Here is a 23,372-nt window from a genome sequence, read left to right on the forward strand (position 1 = left end):
TCCTGGGGGACGGGTACCTAAGCAAGCACTTGCTTGGTACGCTAGCACAGTGACTGCTGGAATCAATCTGCAATTGGCCGGTCGCGTGGTGCTGGTCACCGGTGGTGTGCGCGGCGTCGGCGCGGGCATCAGCGCCTTGTTCGCCGAGCAGGGCGCCACCGTGATCGCCTGCGCGCGGCGCGAAGTCGAGGGGTTGCCCTATGAGTTCCATGCCTGCGACGTTCGTGACGACGCCGCGGTCAAGGCCATGATCGACGCCATCGTCGCCAAGCACGGCCGCCTGGACGTCGTGGTCAACAACGCCGGCGGCTCGCCGTTCGCGCTGGCCGCTGATGCCTCGGCCAAGTTCAACACCAAGATCATCGAGCTCAACCTGATTGCGCCGCTGCTGGTTTCGACGCGCGCCAACGCGGTGATGCAGCAGCAGGATTCCGGCGGCGTAATCGTCAACATCTCCAGCGTCAGCGCCCACCGGCCCACCCCGGGCACCGGCGCGTACGGTGCGGCCAAGGCCGGCATCGACAGCCTGACCACGACGCTCGCCGTCGAATGGGCACCCAAGGTCCGGGTGAACTCCGTCATCGTCGGCATGGTCGAGACCGAGCAGTCCGAGCTGTTCTACGGCGACGCCGAATCGGTTGCCGCCGTCGCCGCGACCGTGCCGCTGAAGCGGCTGGCCAAACCGACCGATATCGGCTGGGCCGCAGCATTTTTGGCCTCCGGGGCCGCGTCGTACGTCAGCGGTGCGTCCCTCGAAGTGCACGGCGGCGGCGAGCCGCCGCACTATCTCGAAGCGTCAAGCGCCAACAAGTAAAGGGAGATATCAAATGGGATTGCTCGACGGCCGCGTGGTCATCGTGACGGGTGCCGGTGGTGGAATCGGGCGTGAGCACGCGCTCGCGTTCGCCGCCGAGGGTGCCCGTGTCGTGGTCAACGACATCGGCGTCGGCCTGGACGGTTCGCCCGCAGGTGGCGGCAGCGCCGCGCAGAACGTGGTCGACGAGATCGTCGCCGCCGGTGGCGAGGCCGTGGCCAACGGCTCGAACGTCGCCGACTGGAACCAGGCCGCGGCGCTGATCCAGCAGGCTGTCGACACCTACGGCACGCTCGATGTGCTGGTGAACAACGCGGGCATCGTTCGCGACCGCATGTTCGCCAACGCCACGGAAGAGGAATTCGACGCCGTCACCGCGGTGCACCTCAAGGGGCACTTCGCCACCATGAAGCACGCCGCCGCGTACTGGCGGGCCAAGGTTAAAAGCGGAGAGGCCGGCCCCGACACTCTCAATGCGCGCATCATCAACACCAGCTCCGGCGCGGGGCTGCAGGGCAGCGTCGGTCAGGCCACCTACAGCGCCTCCAAGGCCGGCATCGCCGCGCTGACGCTGGTCGCCGCGGCCGAGATGGGCCGCTACGGGGTCACCGCCAACGCCATTGCGCCGTCGGCCCGCACCCGTATGACCGAGACCGTCTTCGCCGACATGATGGCCACTCAGGACCAGGCCTTCGATGCCATGGCCGCGGAGAACATCTCCCCGCTGGTGGTGTGGCTGGGCAGCGTCGAGTCGCGCGACGTCACCGGCAAGACGTTCGAGATCGAGGGCGGCAAGATTCGCATCGCCGAGGGCTGGGCGCACGGACCCGAGATCGACAAGGGCGCCAAGTGGGACCCGGCCGAGCTGGGCCCCGTGGTCGCCGGCCTGCTCGCCAAGGCGCGTCCCGCGGTGCCGGTCTACGGCTCGTAGCCGACACCATCGAAAGCGTCCCCACAGCGAATCGCGTTGCGGGGACGCTTTTTTGGTCCTTCCTCACAGTGCCGCGGCGACATCCCAGATCGGTTCCAGCGCCGCGACCCCCGTGCGGACGAGGGGGCTCAGCACGATATCTGTCGCGCCCGCGGCGAGGTAGCGGCGCAGCTGAGTGGACACCTGCGCGGCAGTGCCGACCGCCGCGAGATCGATGACGGAGTCGACGCCTTCGCGTTCGATCACCTTCGCGTACGACGGGATGGTGGCGTAGAACTCGAGGGCCTCGGCCGCGCGGGCCCTGCCGTCGTCGACGTCGTCGGTCACCAGGACGGGCACCGCGGCGATCACCTTGGGTGCGGGCCGGCCGGCTGCGCTGGCCGCTGCCGTGATGGTCGGCACGACGAAATCCTCGATGGTGCGCGGCCCCGCCAGATACGGCAGCGTCCCGTCCGCCAGTTCCCCTGTCACACGTAATGCCTTGGGCCCCATGGCTGCGACATAGACCGGCAGGGGAGTCCCGCCGGCGACGGTTACCGGCCATTGCGGGGCTGCGGTGAATTCTTCGCCGTGGAAGTCGACGGTGCCGGTGTCGAGGATCGATCGGAGTATCTGCAGATGTTCGCGCAGCCGACCGATTGTGTTCGGCCACGCGGTTCCGAACGCCACCTGCTCGGGAGCATGCGCCCCCAAACCGAGGCCGAGACTGAAGTTCCCGCCGGTGGCGGCTTGGGCGGTCAGCGCTTGGGAGGCGAGCGTCAGGGGGTGGCGCGGGTTGATCGGTACGACGAAAGTGCCGACGGCAAGGCCCGGCACCGCGGCACCGACGTATCCGGCCAGCGAGATGGCGTCATGGTCGAACTGCTGGGCTATCCACACTTGAGCCACGCCGGCGTTGTAGGCGCGGCGGGCCTGGTCGATCGCGGCAGCGACGTGGTTGGTGGCACTACGGTCGGGATCGAGCACAACTCCGGTCGGCATATCAACGACAACCACCGGGGCCGGGCCGCTGATTCCGCCACCGGAAGAAAAACTCCCCCAGAACGAAAGTCGTTCTGGGGGAGCTTTTTTGAGATGCTTACTTGGCGGCCTCGGCCTTCGCGGCCTCGGCCTTCGCGGCCTTGTCCTTCTTCTGGTTCTCGGCCTTCTTGGGCTTTTCGGCCCTGGGCTTGTCAGCCTTGTCCTTCTTGGGCTTGTCCTTTTTGACCGCGGTGGCCTTGTCCTCGGCACCCTTGGTGTCGGCTTTGGTGTCTCCCGCTGTCGCGTCGTCAGCCTTGGTGGTGTCGACCTGTGGGGCCTTGGTCCCCTCGACCGACTTGGCGGTCCTGTCCTTGGTGCCGTTGACGGCAGGCTTGAGGGCAGAAACCTGCTTGGCGAGCGTCGGCGTCACCGCCGGCTTGTCGGCGCTGTGGGTTTCCTTCGCCGCGGTGGCATTCGGGGTGACGGCCTGCACCGATGCCGGCGGCGGTGCCGCCTTGAACACGGTGCCGGTCTGGACGGACTTCACGACGCTCTTGACCACATTGACCGGGAGATTGACGACGGCCTTGGCGGTATCGAACACCCCGTCGCGGATGGCGTTGGCGATGTTCGAGATGTTGCCGCTGCGAAGGGCCTTCGCCACGTTGTAGAGCGCCATCTGCGGCACCTTGACAGTGTCGCGGACATTGACGAACAGCTTGGTGGGCAGGGCCGGGTTCTGCGTGACGGCGATACCGCCCCAATCCTCCAGCGTCCAGCCGTCGGTGGGGTTGCCGGTCACGGTGACGATCTCGGTGTTGCCCAGCGGGTGCTTCAGCATCAGGGTGAGGTCGGGGTTCTCCACGTTCATCAGGGTCCACGCCATGATCGACATGCCGTGCGCGAAGGCGACCGGGTTCTGTGCGCCGCTGGCGTAGATATCGTCGACCGCGCCGTTGAACCGGTCCTGGAAGACCGCGCCGTTTGCGTCGGGCGAACCGGGCATCGGCATCAGGAGGTTGCCGGTGGCCCACGACAGCGGGATCAGGGCGTAGAGGATGCGGGCGAAGCCGGAGTCCTGCGACTGGCCTTCGAAGATGCCGGCCTGGACCTCATGGAGACCGCTCAGCACCGTCACCGGCAGGCCCGTCGCGGTGGCGTACGGCGCAGCGGTCTGCTGGGTCCGCACCATGTCCGAGGCGAAGATGGCGTCGTGCGCCAGGCCGTCATTGGCGAGGACGCCGGCCACGGTCTGGGCCTGCGTCTGACCCGTCGCCGTCAGGTCGGGGCCCGGGATCTTGGTGTCGATCAGGCCCGAGGCATTGCCCTCGGATTCACCGTGGCGGACGAACGTAATGGTGATGTTGGTTGCGGCCCAGGCCGAGAAGGCCGAGGTGAGGAACATGAAGACGGCGGCGACCAGCACGGCCGCGCCTCGCGCCCCGCGTTTGAATGTTCGGCTGTGCGACGGCCGGACCATTGATGACATAGACGGCTCCATAGTGTTGCCCTGGATGTGTGCAGGGCCACACTATGTACACATCTATGAATCTGTCTAGTCTCTACCGTCAATTAGGGGAGAAACTTTGCTGGCGCACCAAAGGTGCCGTTCCTAACCTGCCGGGTGATGCTGCTCCCACTGGAATCCGGCGACGTCGTACTGGCTGACGGCTTTGTCGGTGTTGCCGCGGTTCGGATTCAGTTCACTGCCCGCGTAGTGCTGCTCCGCATTGGCGAAGCCCTTGCTGCTGAAGCCCGGCGGCTTCAGGGCCGGGTTGTCGCTGGCCTCTTTGCCCGGTTGGCCGGTGGTGCCGGGAGCGTGCGGGTTGTCGGCGAACGCGATGCCGGCGGGCGACAGAGCAACGAATGCGGTGACCACGCAAGGCAGGATGGTGGAGCGCTTCATGAGAAATCTCCGATCGTGCGAGCCCCCTTGTGGATCACGATCGTCGGCGCTGATCGGTTCAGTCCCGCGAGCAAAAAACTCCCCTGGGACGACGTGCGTGCCAGGGGAGCTTCTGGGTTCGTGATCAGGCCGGATCGAGCAGGATGATCGGAATCTTCCGGTCCGTGTGCGAGCGGTAGTCGACGAAGTCGGGGTACATGGCGTCGAGCTTGGGCCAGTACTCGTCGCGTTCGGCATCGGTGGCCTCGCGGGCGATCAACTGCAGCTTCTCGCCGCGCACCTGGAATTGCACCTTCGGGTTGGCGACCAGGTTCAGGTACCACATCGGGTGCGTGTCACGACCGCCCTGCGAGGCGACGACGACGATGCGGTCGCCTTCGCGCAGGTACAGCAGCGGGCTGTCGCGGGGCTCGCCCGACTTCCGGCCGATCGTGGTCAGAATCCCGACGGGCGGCGGAGTGGCGACGGGCTTGGAGCCCAGGCGCCACTTGGCGCCGATCCGGCCGTCGGTGGCCCGGAACGCCCAGGTGTTGATCCGCGACATCCACTTGAAGCCGACCTGCATTCCCTTGGAATTCAGGATTTTCAGCTGCCTGTCGTTCATTGCCCTGTCGGCCATGTGGCGACCCTGCTCCTAGAACTAGATCCGTTCGATGATCGTGCCGGTGGACAGCGCGCCGCCGGCGCACATCGTGATCAGCGCCGTCGACTTGCCGGTCCGTTCCAGCTCGTGCAGCGCGGTGGTGATGAGCCGCGAGCCGGTGGAACCGACCGGGTGGCCCAGCGCGATGGCGCCGCCGTTGACGTTGACCCTATCCATGTCGGCCTTGTGCACCTGTGCCCAGGACAGCACGACGGACGCGAACGCCTCGTTGATCTCGACCAGGTCGATGTCGGCCATCGACATGCGCGCCTTCTCGAGCACCTTGGCGGTCGACTGCACGGGGCCGTCCAGGTGGTAGTAGGTCTCGGCGCCGACGTTGGCCTGCGCGATGATCCGGGCACGGGGCGTGAAGCCGAGGGCCTTGGCCTTGTCCTCGTCCATCCACAGCACGGCGGCCGCGCCGTCGGAAATCTGCGACGAGGTGCCGGCGGTGTGGATGCCGCCCTCGATGACGGGCTTCAGCGACGCCAGGCCCTCCAGGGTGGTGTCGCGCAGGCCCTGGTCGCGACTCACCAGATTCAGCTCGGCGGTCGGCTGCTTGTTCTCATCGATGACCGGCGCCTCGATGGGCGAGATCTCGCGGTCGAAGCGGCCCTCGGCCCAGGCTTGCTTGGCCTTGGCCTGCGAGGCGAAGCCCAGCGCGTCGACGTCCTCGCGGGTGATGCCGCGGCGCTTCGCGATGCGCTCGGCGGCCTCGAACTGGTTGGGCAGGTCGATGTCCCACGACGCGGCGCGCGCGCCACCGCCGTTGGCGCCCAGCGGTACCCGGCTCATGGCCTCGATGCCGCAGGCGATGCCGATGTCGATGGCGCCGGTGGCGATCAGACCGGCGATCAGGTGGTTGGCCTGCTGGGCGCTGCCGCACTGGCAGTCGATGGTGGTGGCGCCGACATGCTCGGGCAATCCGGCGACCAGCCAGGACTGCCGGGTGATGTTGTTGCCCTGTTCGCCGTACTGCGTGACGCAGCCGCCGATGAGCTGCTCGATGTCGCCGGCGTCCAGCCCGGCCTTCTCGACGAGAGCCTTCTGCGTGGCGCCCAGAAGTTCGGTTGCGTGCAGGCCGGACAGCCAGCCACCTCGCTTGCCGATGGGGCTGCGGGTGGCTTCAACGATGACAGGATTACCCATGAGCTCAGGCTAGAACACGTTTCATTACTCTGACAAGCAACGATCGGGACGTGCCTTTTATCTGCGGTGAAGGCGTGTTTCAATGGTCGCAACGCCGAACTAGAAGGATTTGTCTCGGAACCTGGTTCTGAGGCGTTGGATTCCCCGAGGAGACACCATGCCCTGCCCGATCCCGTCCGACTTCGACTTGCTGGACGCGAACCTGAACCTCCAAGGTCTGCCTGTCGAGGAGCTCGCCGCACTGCGTAAGTCCGAGCCAGTGCACTGGGTGGACGTGCCCGGTGGCACCGGTGGCTTCGGTGACAAGGGGTACTGGATCGTCACCCGCTACGAGGACGTCAAAGAGGTCTCGAAGCGCAATGACATCTTCGGCAGCGCACCCGACGGCGCGATTCCGGTGTGGCCGCAGGCCATGACACGTGAGGCCGTCGACGTGCAGCGCGCCGTGCTGCTGAACATGGACGCCCCGCAGCACACCCGGCTGCGCAAGATCATCTCGCGTGGTTTCACCCCGCGTGCCATCGGCCGCCTGCAGGCCGAGCTGAGCGAGCGCGCCCAGAAGATCGCCGAGACCGCGGCCGCATCCGGCACCGGCGACTTCGTCGAGCAGGTCTCCTGCGAGCTGCCGCTGCAGGCCATCGCCGGACTCCTCGGCGTGCCGCAGGAAGACCGCGACAAGCTGTTCAACTGGTCCAACGAGATGACGGCCGGTGAAGACCCGGAGTACGCGCACATCGATCCGGCGGCATCGTCGTTCGAGCTGATCACCTACGCCATGGGAATGGCTGCCGAGCGCTCGAAGAACCCGACCGAGGACATCGTCACTCAGCTGGTGCAGGCAGACATCGAGGGCGAGAAGCTGTCCGACGACGAGTTCGGCTTCTTCGTCGTGATGCTCGCGGTGGCCGGCAACGAGACCACCCGTAACTCGATCACCCACGGCATGATCGCCTTCGCGCAGAACCCCGACCAGTGGGAGCTGTACAAGAAGGAGCGCCCGGAGAGCGCCGCGGACGAGATCGTCCGCTGGGCCACCCCGGTTTCCGCGTTCCAGCGCACCGCACTGGAGGACACCGAGCTCGGCGGCGTGACGATCAAGAAGGGCGACCGGGTCGTCATGTCCTACCGTTCGGCGAACTTCGACGAAGAGGTGTTCGAGGACCCGCACACCTTCAACATCATGCGGACGCCGAACCAGCATGTCGGTTTCGGCGGCACCGGGGCGCACTACTGCATCGGCGCCAACCTGGCGCGCATGACCATCAACCTGATGTTCAACGCCATCGCCGACCACATGCCCGACCTGACCTCGATCGGTGAGCCCGAGCGGCTCATGTCGGGCTGGCTCAACGGCATCAAGCACTGGCAGGTTGACTACACGGGTAAGTGCCCCGTTCAGCACTGACGGCGACTGACTGCAGTAGACCGGTAACACGAATCAAGGAGGATTCGGGTGGATTTCACACCGAGCCCCGAGCAGCAGGCTGTCGCCGATGTGGTGACATCTGTGCTCGAGCGGGAAAATACTTGGGACGCACTGGTTTCCGGTGGCGTCGTGGCGCTTGCGGTGCCGGACCGCCTGGGCGGTGACGGGCTGGGGCTGCCGGAGGCGGCCACCGCGCTGACCGAGATCGGCCGACGCGGTACCACCGGACCGGCGCTGGCCACCATCGGGCTCGCCCTGGTCCCGCTGGTCGACCTGGCTACCGAAGCGCAGCAGGACCGGTATCTGGCGGGTGTCGCCACGGGTGCGGTGCTGTCCGCCGCGCTGAACGAAGCCGGTAACCAGTTGCCGGAGAAGCCGTCGACCAGCTATGTGGGCGGCAAGCTCAACGGCACGAAAATCGGTGTGCCGTATGCCGATACGGCGCAGTGGCTGCTGGTGACCACCGACAACGGTGTGGTCGTGGTGTCGCCCAAGGCCGCCGGTGTGACGGTCGAGAAGACGCCGACCGCCAACGGATCGGACGAGTACGTCGTCACCTTCGCCGACGTTGCGGTCGCCGACGACGATGTGCTGGCCGGCGCCACGGTGGCGCGGGTGAACGAGTTGGCGCTGGCCATGATCGGCGCGTTCGGTGCCGGTCTGGTGGCCGGTGCGCTGCGGTTGACCGCCGACTACACCGCGACCCGCGAGCAGTTCGGCCGGCCGCTGTCCACCTTCCAGACCGTGGCGGCGCAGCTGTCCGAGGTCTACATCGCCTCGCGGACAATCGATCTGGTGTCCACCTCGGTGGTGTGGCGGCTGTCGGAGGGACTCGACGCAGCCGAGGACCTCGCGATCCTGGGCTACTGGCTGACCTCGCAGGCCCCGCCGGCCATGCGGCTGTGCCATCACCTGCACGGCGGCATGGGCATGGACATCACCTATCCGATGGACCGCTACTACTCCTCGGTCAAGGACCTGAACCGCCTGCTCGGTGGTCCGTCGCACCGTCTCGATCTGGTGGGAGCCTGATGTTTATCGACTTGACGGCAGAACAGCGCAAGCTGCAATCCGAACTGCGCGAGTATTTTTCGACGCTGATCACGCCCGAAGAGGCGGCGGCGATGGAGACCGACCGGCACAACGAGGCCTACCGCGCCGTCATCAAGCGCATGGGCAGCGACGGCAAGCTCGGCGTGGGCTGGCCGAAGGAGTACGGCGGCCTGGGCTTCGGGCCCATCGAGCAGCAGATCTTCATCAACGAGGCCAACCGCGCCGACATCCCGTTGCCGATGGTGACCCTGCAGACCGTCGGCCCCACCCTGCAATTGTTGGGTACCGAGGAGCAGAAGAAGAAGTTCCTGCCCGGAATTCTCGCCGGCGAAGTGCATTTCGCCATCGGCTATTCCGAGCCCGAGGCCGGCACCGACCTTGCGTCGCTGCGGACCACCGCGGTGCGGCACGGCGACGAGTACATCGTCAACGGCCAGAAGATGTGGACCACCGGTGCCCACGACGCCGACTACGTGTGGCTGGCCTGTCGCACCGACCCGACCGCGGCGAAGCACAAGGGCATCTCGATCCTGATCGTCGACACCAAGGACCCGGGCTACTCGTGGACCCCGATCATCCTGTCCGACGGTGCCCACCACACCAACACGACGTACTACAACGATGTGCGGGTGCCCGCCGACATGCTGGTCGGTGAGGAGAACGGCGGCTGGAAGCTCATCACCACGCAGCTCAACCACGAGCGCGTCGGCCTCGGCCCGGCCGGTCGCGTGGCCGGCATCTACGAGCAGGTGCATGCGTGGGCTGCGCAGCCGGGCTCCGACGGCGTTGTCCCGCTGGACAATCCGGAGGCCAAGCGGCTGCTGGGCCAGATCAAGTCGATCATGCGGCTCAACGAACTGCTCAACTGGCAGGTCGCCTCGTCCGGCGAGAACATCGCCGTCGCCGACGCGGCCGCAACGAAAGTCTTTTCCACCGAGCGCATCCAGGAAGTGAGCCGGTTGGCCGAAGAGCTCGTCGGACGCTTCGGCAACCCCGCGGATCCGGGCACAGCCAAGATCCTTCAATGGCTGGACACCATGGCCAAGCGCAACCTGGTCATCACCTTCGGTGGCGGAGTCAACGAGGTCATGCGCGAGATGATCGCGGCATCGGGCCTCAAGGTGCCGCGGGTTTCCCGATGAGCGCTTGCGCGAATCGCAACGACTTCGGCAGGAGGGGCCGTAATGACTGATCTTCAGGCCGGTATCGACGAGATCGTCGCAACCGGACGCAGCAAGCCGACCCTGAGCCGGGATCCGGTGAACCAGCCTATGATTCACCACTGGGTGGACGCGATCGGCGACAAGAACCCGATCTACGTCGACGAGGAGGCCGCCAAGGCGGCCGGGCATCCCGGCATCGTGGCACCCCCGGCGATGATCCAGGTCTGGACCATGATGGGCCTGGGCCGCAGCCGGTCCGACGACGATCCGCTGGCCCGGATCATGAAGTTGTTCGACGACGCCGGGTACGTCGGCGTCGTCGCCACCAACTGTGATCAGACGTACCACCGCTACCTGCAGCCGGGCGAGCGCGTCAGCATCAGCGCGGAGGTCACCGATGTGGTCGGGCCCAAGCAGACTGCGCTGGGCGAGGGCTACTTCGTCAACCAGAAGATCCGGTGGCACGTCGGTGACGAAGAGGTCGCCGACATGGACTGGCGCATCATGAAGTTCCTGCCGGCCAACAAGCAGGGCAAGGCGGCCGCTGAAACCGGTGCCATCCCAGCCGATCTGGACCCCGACAAGCTGATGCGCCCGGCATCGTCGCGCGACACCCAGTTCTTCTGGGATGGCGTCAGCGCCCACGAACTGCGAATCCAGAAGCGACCCGACGGCTCGCTGCAGCATCCGCCGGTGCCTGCCATCTGGCAGGACAAAGATGCCCCCATCGACTACGTCGTCTCGTCGGGCCGGGGCACGGTATTCAGCTACGTCGTGCACCACGCACCGAAGGTGCCCGGCCGGAGCCTGCCGTTCATCATCGCGCTCGTCGAACTCGAAGAGGGCGTGCGCATGCTCGGTGAGCTGCGCGGCGTCGAGCACGACGACGTGAAGATCGGAATGCCGGTCTCCGCAACATTTCTCGACTTCCCGGACAGCGACGTCAGTCCGGCCTGGAGTCTGTACGCATGGGAGGCGGCCAAGTGACGACTGCTGTGAATGCCGCCGTGGGCACGCAACTGCCCGAGCTTTCCATCTACGGCGACCCGACGTTCATCGTCTCGACGGCCATCGCCACGCGGGACTACCAGGACGTACACCACGACCGGGACAAGGCACAGGCCAAGGGCTCCAAGGACATCTTCGTCAACATCCTGACCGACACCGGTCTGGTGGGACGCTACGTCACCGACTGGGCCGGCCCGAAGGCCATCATCAAGTCGATCAAGCTGCGCCTCGGTGTGCCGTGGTACGCCTACGACACCATCACCTTCCGTGGTGAGGTGACCGCAGTCGAAGGTGACCTGGTGACGCTGAAAGTGGTGGGCAGCAACAGCCTTGGTGATCACGTCATCGCCACCTCAACCCTCACGATGGGAGAAGCCCAGTGAGCATCTCCGGTAAGGCGGCCATCGCCGGTATCGGCGCCACCGACTTCTCCAAGAACTCCGGCCGTAGTGAACTGCGGCTGGCCGCCGAAGCGGTCACCGACGCGCTGAACGATGCGGGCCTGTCGCCCAAGGACGTTGACGGTCTGGTGACCTTCACCATGGATTCCAATCTGGAGACCGCGGTGGCCCGCTCCACCGGTATCGGTGAGCTGAAGTTCTTCAGCCAGATCGGCTACGGCGGCGGGGCCGCGGCCGCGACCGTCCAGCAGGCGGTGCTGGCGGTGGCGTCCGGTATCGCGGAAGTCGTGGTGGCATACCGGGCTTTCAACGAGCGCTCGGAGCATCGCTTCGGCCAGGTGATGACGGGTCTGACCGTCAACGCCGACTCCCGAGGTGTCGAGTACAGCTGGTCCTACCCGCACGGGCTGAGCACCCCGGCCGCCTCCGTGGCCATGGTCGCGCAGCGCTACATGCACGAATACGGTGCCACCAGTGCCGATTTCGGCGTGGTGTCGGTGGCCGACCGCAAGCATGCGGCGACCAACCCGAAGGCGCATTTCTACGGTAAGCCCATCACCATCGAAGATCATCAGAACTCGCGCTTCATCGCCGAGCCGCTGCGCCTCCTGGACTGCTGCCAGGAGACCGACGGTGGGGTGGCGATCGTCGTGACCACGCCCGAGCGCGCCAAGGACCTCAAGCAGCGTCCGGTCGTCGTCGAGGCGGCGGCACAGGCTGCCGGCGAAGACCAGTTCACCATGTACTCGTACTACCGCGACGAGCTCGGTCTGCCCGAGATGGGTCTGGTCGGCAAGCAGCTCTGGGGCCAGAGTGGCTTGACGCCCAATGACATTCAGACCGCGATCCTGTACGACCACTTCACCCCGTACACCCTGATCCAGCTCGAAGAGCTCGGCTTCTGTGGCCGCGGCGAGGCCAAGGACTTCATCGCGAACGGCGCGATCGAGCTCGGCGGCAAGCTGCCGATCAACACGCATGGTGGTCAGCTCGGTGAGGCCTACATCCACGGCATGAACGGCATCGCCGAGGGCGTGCGGCAGCTGCGCGGGACTTCGGTCAATCAGGTGCCCGATGTCGAGCACGTGCTCGTCACCGCCGGCACCGGAGTCCCGACGTCAGGCCTGATCCTGGGCTGAGTTCTCCTCTTCGCAAACTGCCCCTTTTCGCCTGAAGAGGGGCAGTTGTGCGTCAAACAGGGGTAGTCCTACTCATCCGGACTCGCGTGGCGCGGCGCGATGATGACCTGCATGACCGAACCGCAGCGGGCGATGGTTGCCCGGCTCTCCCAGGATGTCGCAGCGATATCCCATCATCTGGCATGGGTGTCGGCCTGCCTCACCGAACTCGATCGGTCGATGGCGTACCAGCAGTCGCCCGCGCAGCCCGTCGCATACGCCGTGCCGCAACAGTATTGGCAGCCGCCCCAGGCCGCGCCGGCCGCGGCACCGGCACCGCAGCCGGCACCGCAGCCGGCACCGCAATCGGGACCCGAGCGCTCGGACGGCTGGATCGGCAAGGCGCTGGCCGCCGCCGGTGTCGCGGTGACATTGATCGGCGTCGCCCTCCTGTTGGTCCTCGCCGCGCAGGCCGGGCTGTTGCGGCCCGAGTTCCGCGTCGGCGCCGGGGCGGTTCTGGCGGCAGGCCTGGTGGTCGGCGCGACTCGCCTGAAGACGCGGCCCGGCGGCACGGTGGGTGCGGTAGCCCTGGCCGCCACCGGTATCGCCGCGGCGTACATCGACGTCGTCGCGGTCACCACGGTTTATGAATGGCTTTCTGCGCCGGTCGGTTTGGTGCTGGCGGCGGTGATCGGCGGTGGCGGCCTGACCCTGGCGCGGCGCTGGGATTCGCAGCAGCTCGCGCTGTTGGTGCTGGTGCCACTGGCCGTGCTGGCACCTGTGGTGGCCGACGGCGTCTCGCTGCTGCTGATCGGGTTCATGCTGGCGCTGTCCGCGGCATCGCTGCCCGTGCAACTCGGTAGGGACTGGGTCTGGATGTATGTGGCTCGGACCGGCGTCTGCACCTTGCCGTTGCTGGTGGCGTTGGCCTCGGCGTCGTTCGGCACCGACAGGAATCCGGGAGTTGCGGGTGCCTGCGCGGCGGCAGCCGGGCTGGCCGTCGTCGGTGCGTTGGTCCTGTTGCCCAAGACGACCAACCGGCCGCTGCTGGCCCTGGCCACCGCGGGCGGTGCGGTGCCGGTGCTGTTCGTCTCGGCAGTGGTCCGTCCGCTGATCGCCGCGTCGATCATCGCTGCGGTGGCAGCGTTGTTCCTGGCCATCGTCCTGGCCGGCAGCCGGCTGCCCGGAGTCGCCGGCGTGGTGGCGCGGACCTGGTCGGCGGCGTCGGCGGTCTGTGCTCTGGTCGCGGTACTGGTGGCCTTCGACGGCCGGACCGGCTGCGCGGTGCTGCTCGCGATGTCCGTCGTGGTGGCCGTCGCCGGGCGTCGCGACGCCATCGCCCGCTGGGTGGCCGCCGGGTTCGGGGCCGTCGGCGGTGCCGTGTACGTCAGCTACTCCCCGCCGGACCTGCTGTTCCGCGCGGTGGAGCTGAACACTCACAGTGCCGTGTCCACCATCGTCTCCAGCATCTTGGCGGTGGCCGGAGCGGTGGCCGTCGCGTGGTCGTGGGCCGGCAGGCGTGACGACGACGAGGTGCGGCTGATGTGGGCAGGCGCGGTCGTGGTCGTCGCGTACGCGTCCACCATGGCGACCGTCACCGCGGGCGTGCTGATCGGCGGTGTGAAGGGCGGGTTCTTCGCCGGTCACATGGTCGCGACCATCGGCTGGATCGTGGTGGCGGCTGCGTTGTTCGGATACGCGGCGCGTCAACCGAAGCCGCAGCGGTCACTGCCCATCGGCGGCGGCCTGGCGCTGGTGGCCGCCGCGATGGCCAAGCTGTTCCTGTTCGATCTCGGGACCCTGAACGGCATGTTCCGGGTGGCGGTGTTCATCGTCGTCGGCCTCGTGCTGCTGGCCATGGGGACGGGCTATGCCCGGTTGCTCGCCCGGCAGGATCTGCCGAATCCGTAGCCCGGCGGCACCGTCAGTTTGCGTCGGGTGGGTAGCCGTCGGGGCGGTAGGCTCGAAGCGACGCGGTATGTCTGGGGAAGGGGGCCGTGTCCATGGGGATTCAGCCGGACAGCAGTCCGTTCGGATCGCAGACGGTGACGGGGCCGGGGTGGCCCAACGTTGACGAGGGGCAGCTCGAAGAAGCGGCTGCGCACTATACGAAGCTGGCAACGAAGATCACCGGTCATGTGGTGCCACAGCAGACCAGCCAGTTGATGAATTTGACCGGCCAGTGGACCGGTGCTGGTTCGGTGGCCGCCGCCGGTGAGGCGACCACCATCATCGGCGGCCATGAGGCCAACGGCGCGCAGGCAGCGGCCATCGCTGCCAAGCTGCAGTCCATGGCGGCCGCGGTCGTCAAGACCAAGAACCTGGTCAATGCCACCGCCGAAGAAGTGCAGCAGGAATGCATGGCCCTCTCGGCGGCGCCGTTCCCGAACGTGCAGGAGCTCATCCAGAGCCGGATCAAGATGGGCCTGTCTCAGAACATTGCCGCGGTGACGGCCAGCGCCACCGAGGTGGCCAACGTCGTCGGCGCGCCGCCGAGCATCCCGACCGCCGGCATGCCGCCGCAGGTGGCGCAGACCGCGCAGAAGACCGCGGAGTCGGCGGGCAAGGGCGGCGACCAGATGGGCCAGATGATGGGCCAGATGATGCAGATGGCCGGTCAGCTCCCGCAGATGCTCGGGCAGCTGCCGCAGCAGGCCATGCAACCGCTGCAACAACTTTCGCAGCCGCTGCAGCAGCTGACGTCCCTGTTTTCCGGCGGCGGCCAGGGCAAGGCCGGTCTCGGCGCCTCGCCGTTCGGCGCGTTCTCCAACCATCCGTTGGCCGGCGGTTCCGGGGCCGCCCACGGCGCCGGCTTGATGAAGGGCGGCATGCCCGGCGGTGGCGGCGGCGGTGTGGGCGCGGCGTCCGTGCAGACGCCGCTCCTGGCGAAGATGGTCGGCCCCGGCCCGGCCGGACCCGGTGTGATGCCGGCGAGCGCCGCGGCAGGGATGGGTGCCGGCGGCTTGGCTCCGGTCGCCGCGGCGGCAGGTGCCGGTGGCGCGATGGGTGCCATGGGTGGCATGGGGCACCGCGAAGGTGGCGGCGGGGGACGCATCAGCCAGCTGGCGGTTCCCGAAGCGCTGGACCACGGTTCATATGACGAAGACGTCGACGACGACTGGTGAGTAGGGGGGATTTCTGATGGGTTCACCGTTGCAGACACCGGAGAACATCAGCTGGAATGCAGCCTCGGTGGAGCTGCCCGAGATGCCGATGATCCAGCCCGGCGAGGACGCCATGAGTGCGACCATCGCGGCGGTCCTGCCGGCCATGGCTGCCGACATGACCGCCAATGTGGCCTCGTTGCAGGCCAAGGAGGGCATGTTCTCCGGCAAGGTGGGCATGGCGCAGTCGGCGTACGACAACGCCGACAGCAAGGGCGGCGAGGGCATCGGCCAGATGGGCCAGATGCTCGGCCAGCTTGGTCAGATGGGTCAGCAGGCAGGCCAGATGGCCGGCCAGGGCGGCGGTCTGGGCCAGATGGGCCAGCAGGCCGGGCAGTTCGGCCAGATGATTCAGCAGGCCATGGGCAAGGGCGGCGGTAAGGAAGGCGGCATGCCGGGCGGGGAACAACCCCCGGAGGGCCAGCCCGGCGGGCCGGCCGGCGGCGGCGCCCCCATGTCACCCGAGCAGCGCCAGTCCCAGCAGGATGCCCGGGAGAACCAGCAGAACGACCGGCAGTCCCAGCAGGACGCCCGCCAGCAACAGCAGGACAACCGGCAGTCGCAGCAGGATCGGCGCGAAGCCCAGCAGGACGCCCGCGACTCCCGTCGGCCCACGTCCGCTCCGGCCCAAGCGGCACCGCCGGCGGCGGGCCCCAGCACGGGATCGCACAGCGCCGGTCCGGCGCCGATTGCCCCGGTGGCCCCGCCGCCGCAGCGTGGCGGTGACGTCGGCCGTCAGATGTAGCTGCTGAAACAACAAGCCAGACAACGAAATTGGGGCCAGTCGCGAATATCGCGACTGGCCCCAATTCGATGGTTGACCGTCAGGAAGCCGGAGCCGGGGCCGGGGTCGGGGTGACCGGAGCCGCCGGAGCGGCCTGCTGGTTACCGGCCGGGGCCGCGGTGCCCTGACCCGCGCTCGAGGCCGGCTGGCCGGCGATGGCCTGGCTCGGGGCCGGCGCCGGCGCCGGAGTCAGCGGAGCCTGAGAGACGGCGCCACCGGCGGTGGCAGCGGTACCCGGGCCGCTTTCGGCGGCGGTGGGAACCGGAGCGGCCTCCGGGGCCTGGCCGGCGGCCGGAGCCGTCGCCGGGGTCCCCGCGGGGGTACCGGCCGGAGTGCCCGCCGGAACCTGGGCGCCGGCCGGAGCCGGAGCGTCAGCAGCCGGGGTGCCGGCCGGGGCCGGAGCAACCGCCGGGGTACCGGCCGGCGTGGCAGCAGGGGTCTCACCGTTCGGCGTCGCCGCCGGAACCGCGCCGGTGGTGGTGCCGGCCGGAGGCTGCGTGCCCGTGGCGGACGGAACCGCGCCGGCCGGGGTGGCCCCGGGAACGGCGCTGCCGAGACCGGCAGGCGCAGCGGCCGGGGCTGCAGCAGGAGCGGCGGCGGGAGCGGCAGCCGGCGCCGGGGTGGTGGCGACCGGAGCGGACCCACGGGCCGGGGCGGCCGCCGGAGCAGTGCCGGTGGCGGCCTCAGTGCCCTGCCACTTGATCAGCTCGCGGTCACCGTCGGTGTACACCACGCTGGTCGGAGCGGCGCCCGTCACGTCGAAGTAGATCTTGCCCTTGGACTCTTGTCCCTCGGAGAGGCCGGCGGGGTTGATGCCCTGCGGGGTCGCAGCGCCCCACAGCACCCGGTAGTTCTCACCGTCGGCGGTACGGGCGTTCAGGTTCGGCACGAACGGCTGGGAGCTGCCGCGCTCAGCCGAGTACTCCGCCGTTGCTTCCCAGAGCGTGCCGTTGATGTGCTGCGACAGCACGTCGGTGCTGGGCTTGAGATTGCTGATCTCCCATTCCGCGACGGTGTTTCCGTCGACGAGCTTGCCGTCCTTGCCGAACGCAATGGTGGTGGCAGCGGGCGCCACGCCTGCGGGCTGACCTGCGGGCTGAGTCGAGTCGGCCACCGCGAACGGCGTCGCGATCAGGCCGAATGCGGCGGCTGCGCCGATGGCGGTGGTGATCTTGCGGGTACTCATGATGATGTGGCTCCTTTGTCTCCAAGTCGTCCGACGGGCGGCTTCCCCCACGGAAGTTGAGTCACGAGTAATTGGACAATTACTGACTACTACGAAAGCTAGCAGGTTAAGCGTCAGCTGTGGATGCAGGTTGACGCCTCAGCGGTGACCCGGCCGCTGCCTCTAGTTTGCCGGAATCGGCCGCCGTTTGGGCGGCCGATTCCAAATACGTCCTGGTCAGGACGCGGTGAGTTCGATTCCAGCAAGCACGACGACATTGTCCCGGCTCGGCACCGTCAGCACGCCGGTGATTCGTTCACCGTCACGCCAAAGGTTGGCCTGCAGGGTTTCGCCCGGGATGACGGTGCCGGCGAAGCGCGCGCCGTAGGACCGGACCCGGCCGGCGTCGCCGTCGAGGACGTTGTCGACGATGGCCTTGCAGCCGATGCCGTAGGTGCACAGGCCGTGCAGGATCGGGCGGTCGAAGCCGGCGGCCTTGGCGAACGCCGGGTCCGAGTGCAGCGGGTTGCGGTCACCGCAGAGCCGGTACAGCAGTGCCTGCTGCGGCAGCGTGGGCAGCGCGATCTGCAGGTCCGGTGCCCGGTCGGGTTCGGCCGCCGAGGTCGACGGGCCACGGTCGCCGCCGAAGCCGCCCTCGCCGCGGGCGAAGATGGACCGCTTCTGCTTCCACAGGGGAGCACCGTCGAGGGCGGTCACGGTGGTCTCCGACCAGATGACCGCGGCCTTGCCCTTGTCCCAGATCTCGGTGAACTTGGTGACGGCGCGGCCCGTGCCCGACGGCGGGATCGGTGCATCGGTGTAGATGGCCTCGCTGGCGTGCAGCACCCGGCTCAGCTCGATGTCGATGCCGGGGAACTTGACCGTCGGCGCCTTGGTCTCGTGGAAGCTCTGCGCGACGTTGCCGAATGTCGGCAGGACCTGCGGTTTGTCGTCGATCAGGTAGCGCAGTTCGCGCTCGCTCATCGGGTCCGCGCCCGCGCCCAGGCCCAGGTGGTACAGCTGCACATCGCTGCTGCTCCACGAGAATTCGACCGGCGCCAGTTCGGCGCCGATGGCCTCATCGAGATTGATCGGCATGTCAGCCCTTTCCTGCCACGTGCAGTGCCGCGAGGTATCCGAAGGTCATGGCGGGGCCGATGGTCCCGCCGGGGCCGGGGTAGGTGTGACCCATGACCGGTCCACTGACGTTGCCAGACGCGTACAGGCCCTCGATCACCGAGCCGTCTTCGCGCAGCGCGCGCCCGTGGATGTCGGTGACGATGCCGCCCTTGGTGCCGAGGTCGCCGGGCACCATCTTGGCCGCGTAGAACGGGCCGTGCTTGATCTCGCCCAGGTTCGGGTTCGGCTTGTTGGTGGGGTCGCCGTAGTACCGGTCGTAGGCGCTGTTGCCGCGACCGAAGTCCTCGTCGACGCCGCTGCGGGCGAAGCCGTTGAAGCGCTCGATGGTGGCCTTGAGGGCATCGACGGGCAGCTTGGTCAGCTCCGCCAGCTCCTCGACGGTGTCGGCCTTGACGACGACGCCGGCCTCGGTCCACTTCTTCGGAATGCGTTGTCCCGGTTGCAGACCCGCGAAGATGTAGCGGTTGCGGTACTGCTGGTCGAAGAGCAGCCACGCCGGCACATTCTCACCCGGACCGTCGCCCTGGCCGTACTGGCCGCCGTACATGTGGTGGCAGGCCTCGACATACGGCATCGACTCGTTCATGAACCGCTTGCCGTTCATGTTCACGATGATGGAGCCGGGGGAGTTGCGCTCGGAAAGCGCGAACCACGGGTTGTCGGGCAGCGGGACCGTTGGGCCCCACCAGGCGTCTTCCATGATCTCCAGTGCGGCACCGAGCTTTTCGGCGGCCAGGATGCCGTCGCCGGTGTTGGCCTTGGCGCCCACGGTCCAGTCGGTGGTGATCGGCTGGCGCTGGTACTTGGTACGCATCTCCTGGTTGTGCTCGAAGCCACCACTGCCCAGGATCACCGCCCGGCGGGCCCGGATGAGTTGCGGCTCAGCATTGTTCGCGTCGCGGGCATCAACAACATAGATGCCGGCAACCCGGCTGTTCTCGTAGTACAGGTCGGTCAGCGCGGTGTTCAGCTGCACGGGGACACCGGCCTTCTGCAGGCCGATGCGCAGCGGGGCGATCAGGGCGCGACCCATGCCGACCAGGTTCTTGCCGGTGAGGCCGGCCCACGTGGCGCGGACGCCGACCTTGACGCTGCGCAGCACACCGCGCGGGTGGCGCTTGAGCTGGTTGAGCCGGACGTAATCCTGTTGCATCACAACCATGTTGAGCGGGACCTTGCCATATGCCGGCTCCAGGCCCTTCTCGTCGACCCCGAGCTTCTTGGCGTTGAACGGCTTGGGTTCGACGGACCGTCCGCCGGCGCGGCCGCCCTCGGTCTCCGGGTAGTAGTCGGAGTAGTTCGGCACCCAGCACAGCTTGAGCGGCGAATTCTTCAGGACGAACGACAGCATCTCGGGGCCGCGCTGCAGATAGGTGTCGATCTTCTCTGCGGGCACCACGTCGCCGACGATCTTGTGCAGGTAGGTGCGGGCCGCTTCCGGGCTGTCTTTCACCCCCGCACGCTGCAGAATCTCATTGTTCGGGATCCAGACGCCGCCACCTGACCGCGCAGTGGAACCTCCATAGTGTGGGGCCTTTTCAACGACTACTGTCGAAAGGCCCTGATGGGCTGCGGTGAGGGCGGCGACCATACCGGCTGCACCGCTGCCGACGACGACAACGTCGTACTCCTGTCCAGTCATGTAGAACACGTTATAGAATTGCCCGGCCTGTGGACAACTGCGCCGGTCCATGAAGTTAGGGGAATTCACGAATGCTGTCCGACAACGTGCGTGCCGAGCTCGCCGCCTCGCTGGCCGAAGCTGAGCGCAGCCGGGTCGCCATGTCGCCGATGACCGACACCTACGCCGACATCGATGTCGTCGACGCGTACGAGATCCAGCTGCTCAACATTCGCCAGCGGGTCGCAGAAGGTGCCCGCGTGGTGGGACACAAGGTTGGTCTGTCCAGCGAGGCCATGCAGAAAATGATGAATGTGGACGAACCCGACTACGGGCACCTCCTCGACGACATGCAGGTATTCGAGGACAAGCCGGTGTTGACGTCGAACTACCTGTCGCCGCGGGTCGAGGTCGAGGTCGGTTTCGTGCTGGCCGATGATCTGCCTGGTGCCGGCTGCACCGAGGACGACGTGCTGGCCGCCACCGCAGCCTTCGCCCCGGCCATCGAGCTGATCGACACCCGCATCACCAACTGGCAGATCAAGTTGTGCGACACCATCGCCGACAACGCCTCCTCGGCCGGCTGGGTGCTGGGCAAGGAGCGGGTGTCGCCCAAGGACATAGATATCAGAGCCATTCCGGCCGTCCTGCGGTGCAACGGCGAGGTGGTCGGCGAGGGACGCAGCGATGCGGTGCTCGGCAATCCGGTCACCGCGGTGGCGTGGCTGGCCCGCAAGGTCGACCAGTTCGGCGTGCGGCTCAAGGCCGGCGACGTGGTGCTGCCGGGGGCCTGCATGCGGGCGTTCGATGCCAAGCCGGGTGACGACTTCGTCGCCGAATTCGCCGGATTGGGTTCTGTCCGCCTGTCTTTCGCGTAATACCCAAAGTGTCTGTAGAGGAGTGAGCATGCCGTCCAAAGCGAGCGTCGCGATCGTCGGCTCGGGAAACATCAGTACTGACCTGCTGTACAAGCTGCTGCGGTCGGACTGGCTCGAGCCGCGCTGGATGATCGGTATCGACCCGGAGAGCGAGGGCCTGGCCCGCGCCCGCAAGCTCGGGCTGGAGACCAGCCACGAGGGTGCGGACTGGCTGCTGGCCCAGAGCGAGAAGCCGGACTTCGTCTTCGAGGCCACCAGCGCCTACGTGCACAAGGCCTACGCGCCGCGGTACGAGGAAGCCGGCATCCGCGCCATCGACCTGACCCCGGCCGCCGTCGGCCCGGGCGTGATCCCGCCGGCCAACCTGCGGGCGCACCTGGATTCGATGAACGTCAACATGGTCACCTGCGGTGGCCAGGCCACCATCCCGATGGTCTACGCGGTATCGCGCGTCGTCGACGTGCCCTACGCCGAGATCGTGGCGTCGGTGTCGTCGGCGTCGGCCGGCCCCGGCACCCGCGCCAACATCGACGAGTTCACCAAGACCACCAGCGCGGGCGTGCGCGACATCGGTGGGGCCAAGGACGGCAAGGCCATCATCATCCTGAACCCGGCCGACCCGCCAATGATCATGCGCGACACCATCTTCTGCGCCATCCCCGAAGATGCCGACCACGCCGCCATCACGCAGTCCGTCAAGGACGTCGTCGCCGAGGTGCAGACCTACGTGCCCGGCTACCGACTGCTCAACGAGCCGCAGTTCGACGAGCCATCGATGGTCAACGGTGGCCAGCACGTCGTCAGCATCTTCGTCGAGGTGGAGGGTGCGGGCGACTACCTGCCGCCCTACGCTGGAAATCTGGACATCATGACGGCCGCGGCCACCAAGGTGGGCGAGGAAATTGCGCGCGATCGCATCGCACAGCTGGAGGTTAAGGCATGAGCACCGCACTGGAACCCGGAGACATCTTCTTCGACGCAGCGTGGGACGTCCGCCTGACGGACACCTCCCTGCGCGACGGCTCGCACCACAAGCGCCACCAGTTCACCGGTGACGAGGTGCGGGCGATCGTCGGCGCGCTCGACAACGCCGGCGTCCCCGTCATCGAGGTCACGCACGGTGACGGCCTCGGTGGCTCGAGCTTCAACTACGGGTTCTCCAAGACCCCGGAGCAGGAACTCATCAAGATCGCGGCCGACACCGCGAAGAACGCCAAGATCGCGTTCCTGATGCTGCCGGGTGTCGGCACCAAGGAAGACATCAAGGAAGCCCAGGGCAACGGGGGCTCGATCTGCCGCATCGCCACCCACTGCACCGAGGCCGACGTCTCGATCCAGCACTTCGGTCTGGCCCGCGAGCTGGGCCTGGAGACCGTCGGCTTCCTGATGATGAGCCACACCATCTCCCCGGAGAAGCTGGCCGCGCAGGCCCGCATCATGGCCGACGCCGGCTGCCAGTGCGTCTACGTGGTGGACTCCGCGGGTGCGCTGGTGCTCGAAGGTGTCGCCGACCGCGTCGGCGCGCTGGTCGCCGAATTGGGCAACGACGCGCAGGTCGGTTTCCACGGACACGAGAATCTCGGTCTGGGCGTTGCCAATTCGGTCGAGGCCGTGCGCGCGGGTGCCAAGCAGATCGACGGCTCGTGCCGCCGGTTCGGCGCCGGTGCGGGCAACGCGCCGGTCGAGGCGCTGGTCGGGGTGTTCGACAAGATCGGCGTCAAGACCGGCATCGACTTCTTCGACATCGCGGATGCCGCGGAAGAGGTTGTCGCCCCGGCGATGCCGGCCGAGTGCCTGCTGGACCGCAACGCGCTGGTGATGGGCTACGCGGGCGTGTACTCCAGCTTCCTCAAGCACGCGGTGCGCCAAGGCGAACGCTACGGCGTGCCCGCCCACGAGCTGCTGCTCCGCGTCGGCCAGCGCAAGCTGATCGGTGGCCAGGAGGACCAGCTGATCGACATCGCTCTCGAGATTCAGCGCGAGCGGGCCGAGGGCAAGGCCTAACTGTCGCAAGCAAAAACGCCGGCTGTCCCGAAAGGGGCGGCCGG

At 67.4% G+C, this 23,372-nt stretch carries 22 protein-coding genes; 14 read left to right on the plus strand and 8 right to left on the minus strand.

Features of this window, described 5'->3' with window-relative positions; all coding sequences use genetic code 11:
• The first annotated feature begins 49 nt into the window (after positions 1-49).
• Together QRN63_RS01230 and QRN63_RS01235 are read left to right on the plus strand one after the other, a co-directional pair.
• The gene (locus QRN63_RS01230; protein WP_285028898.1) at positions 50-814 is read left to right on the plus strand and encodes an SDR family oxidoreductase; all 765 of its coding nucleotides are present in this window, start codon (positions 50-52) and stop codon (positions 812-814) included.
• A gap of 13 nt (positions 815-827) precedes the next feature.
• A complete protein-coding gene (locus QRN63_RS01235; protein WP_285028899.1) occupies positions 828-1,745 on the plus strand; it encodes an SDR family oxidoreductase in 918 nt (305 codons plus the stop codon).
• Between the two features lie 63 nt (positions 1,746-1,808).
• Here the strand turns inward: QRN63_RS01235 and QRN63_RS01240 are convergent, their stop codons facing one another.
• The 5 genes from QRN63_RS01240 to QRN63_RS01260 form a co-directional block, all read right to left on the minus strand.
• Positions 1,809-2,726 (minus strand): LLM class F420-dependent oxidoreductase, encoded by a 918-nt coding sequence (locus QRN63_RS01240; protein WP_285028900.1) that lies wholly within the window; start codon positions 2,724-2,726, stop codon positions 1,809-1,811.
• Positions 2,727-2,823: 97 nt separating this feature from the next.
• Positions 2,824-4,194 (minus strand): histidine phosphatase family protein, encoded by a 1,371-nt coding sequence (locus QRN63_RS01245; RefSeq protein ID WP_285028901.1) that lies wholly within the window; start codon positions 4,192-4,194, stop codon positions 2,824-2,826.
• Positions 4,195-4,317: 123 nt separating this feature from the next.
• Positions 4,318-4,611: a hypothetical protein gene (locus QRN63_RS01250; protein WP_267318563.1), complete on the minus strand. Its 294-nt coding sequence runs from the start codon at positions 4,609-4,611 to the stop codon at positions 4,318-4,320.
• Positions 4,612-4,735: 124 nt separating this feature from the next.
• Positions 4,736-5,230, minus strand: a complete 495-nt coding sequence (locus QRN63_RS01255; protein WP_285028902.1) for a nitroreductase family deazaflavin-dependent oxidoreductase — start codon at positions 5,228-5,230, stop codon at positions 4,736-4,738.
• Between the two features lie 21 nt (positions 5,231-5,251).
• The gene (locus QRN63_RS01260; RefSeq protein ID WP_285028903.1) at positions 5,252-6,403 is read right to left on the minus strand and encodes a steroid 3-ketoacyl-CoA thiolase; all 1,152 of its coding nucleotides are present in this window, start codon (positions 6,401-6,403) and stop codon (positions 5,252-5,254) included.
• A gap of 157 nt (positions 6,404-6,560) precedes the next feature.
• Here QRN63_RS01260 and QRN63_RS01265 point away from each other — a divergent pair, with 157 nt between their 5' ends.
• The 9 genes from QRN63_RS01265 (at position 6,561) to QRN63_RS01305 (ending at position 16,481) form a co-directional block, all read left to right on the plus strand.
• Positions 6,561-7,808 (plus strand): cytochrome P450, encoded by a 1,248-nt coding sequence (locus tag QRN63_RS01265; protein ID WP_267318565.1) that lies wholly within the window; start codon positions 6,561-6,563, stop codon positions 7,806-7,808.
• A 48-nt stretch (positions 7,809-7,856) separates the two neighbouring features.
• Positions 7,857-8,861, plus strand: a complete 1,005-nt coding sequence (locus QRN63_RS01270) for an acyl-CoA dehydrogenase family protein (RefSeq protein ID WP_285028904.1) — start codon at positions 7,857-7,859, stop codon at positions 8,859-8,861.
• The gene (gene fadE29 / locus QRN63_RS01275) at positions 8,861-10,024 is read left to right on the plus strand and encodes an acyl-CoA dehydrogenase FadE29 (RefSeq protein WP_267318567.1); all 1,164 of its coding nucleotides are present in this window, start codon (positions 8,861-8,863) and stop codon (positions 10,022-10,024) included. Before QRN63_RS01270 ends, fadE29 begins: the two co-directional genes overlap by 1 nt.
• A 42-nt stretch (positions 10,025-10,066) precedes the next feature.
• On the plus strand, positions 10,067-11,032 hold the full coding sequence (locus tag QRN63_RS01280) for a bifunctional MaoC family dehydratase N-terminal/OB-fold nucleic acid binding domain-containing protein (protein ID WP_285028905.1): 966 nt from the start codon (positions 10,067-10,069) through the stop codon (positions 11,030-11,032).
• Positions 11,014-11,436, plus strand: a complete 423-nt coding sequence (locus QRN63_RS01285) for a MaoC family dehydratase (protein WP_267318569.1) — start codon at positions 11,014-11,016, stop codon at positions 11,434-11,436. Before QRN63_RS01280 ends, QRN63_RS01285 begins: the two co-directional genes overlap by 19 nt.
• 2 nt (positions 11,437-11,438) lie before the next feature.
• Complete coding sequence (gene ltp2 / locus QRN63_RS01290) at positions 11,439-12,593, plus strand: 17-hydroxy-3-oxo-4-pregnene-20-carboxyl-CoA lyase (RefSeq protein WP_285029666.1); 1,155 nt, start codon at positions 11,439-11,441, stop codon at positions 12,591-12,593.
• A gap of 111 nt (positions 12,594-12,704) precedes the next feature.
• On the plus strand, positions 12,705-14,483 hold the full coding sequence (locus QRN63_RS01295) for a DUF2339 domain-containing protein (protein WP_285028906.1): 1,779 nt from the start codon (positions 12,705-12,707) through the stop codon (positions 14,481-14,483).
• Positions 14,484-14,575: 92 nt separating this feature from the next.
• The gene (locus tag QRN63_RS01300; protein ID WP_267319007.1) at positions 14,576-15,697 is read left to right on the plus strand and encodes a hypothetical protein; all 1,122 of its coding nucleotides are present in this window, start codon (positions 14,576-14,578) and stop codon (positions 15,695-15,697) included.
• 16 nt (positions 15,698-15,713) lie between these two features.
• Complete coding sequence (locus QRN63_RS01305; RefSeq protein WP_285028907.1) at positions 15,714-16,481, plus strand: hypothetical protein; 768 nt, start codon at positions 15,714-15,716, stop codon at positions 16,479-16,481.
• A 79-nt stretch (positions 16,482-16,560) separates the two neighbouring features.
• Here QRN63_RS01305 and QRN63_RS01310 read toward each other — a convergent pair whose 3' ends face one another.
• The 3 genes from QRN63_RS01310 to kstD form a co-directional block, all read right to left on the minus strand.
• Positions 16,561-17,706, minus strand: a complete 1,146-nt coding sequence (locus tag QRN63_RS01310; RefSeq protein WP_285028908.1) for a DUF1942 domain-containing protein — start codon at positions 17,704-17,706, stop codon at positions 16,561-16,563.
• Positions 17,707-17,922: 216 nt separating this feature from the next.
• Entirely contained in the window at positions 17,923-18,783 is an 861-nt protein-coding gene (gene chsH3 / locus QRN63_RS01315; protein WP_285028909.1) for an enoyl-CoA hydratase ChsH3, read from the minus strand.
• A gap of 1 nt (position 18,784) precedes the next feature.
• Positions 18,785-20,467, minus strand: a complete 1,683-nt coding sequence (gene kstD, locus QRN63_RS01320; RefSeq protein WP_285028910.1) for a 3-oxosteroid 1-dehydrogenase — start codon at positions 20,465-20,467, stop codon at positions 18,785-18,787.
• Between the two features lie 71 nt (positions 20,468-20,538).
• Between kstD and QRN63_RS01325 the strand changes: the two genes are divergently transcribed.
• From QRN63_RS01325 to dmpG, 3 genes are read left to right on the plus strand one after another with little or no spacing between them, the layout of a single operon-like run.
• Entirely contained in the window at positions 20,539-21,324 is a 786-nt protein-coding gene (locus QRN63_RS01325; protein WP_267318575.1) for a 2-keto-4-pentenoate hydratase, read from the plus strand.
• Positions 21,325-21,352: 28 nt separating this feature from the next.
• Complete coding sequence (locus tag QRN63_RS01330; RefSeq protein WP_267318576.1) at positions 21,353-22,267, plus strand: acetaldehyde dehydrogenase (acetylating); 915 nt, start codon at positions 21,353-21,355, stop codon at positions 22,265-22,267.
• Entirely contained in the window at positions 22,264-23,328 is a 1,065-nt protein-coding gene (gene dmpG / locus QRN63_RS01335; protein WP_267318577.1) for a 4-hydroxy-2-oxovalerate aldolase, read from the plus strand. Before QRN63_RS01330 ends, dmpG begins: the two co-directional genes overlap by 4 nt.
• The last annotated feature ends 44 nt before the right edge of the window (positions 23,329-23,372 follow it).

It is taken from the genome of Mycolicibacterium sp. lyk4-40-TYG-92, assembly GCF_030209435.1.
In the GTDB taxonomy this organism is placed as follows: Bacteria; Actinomycetota; Actinomycetes; order Mycobacteriales; family Mycobacteriaceae; genus Mycobacterium.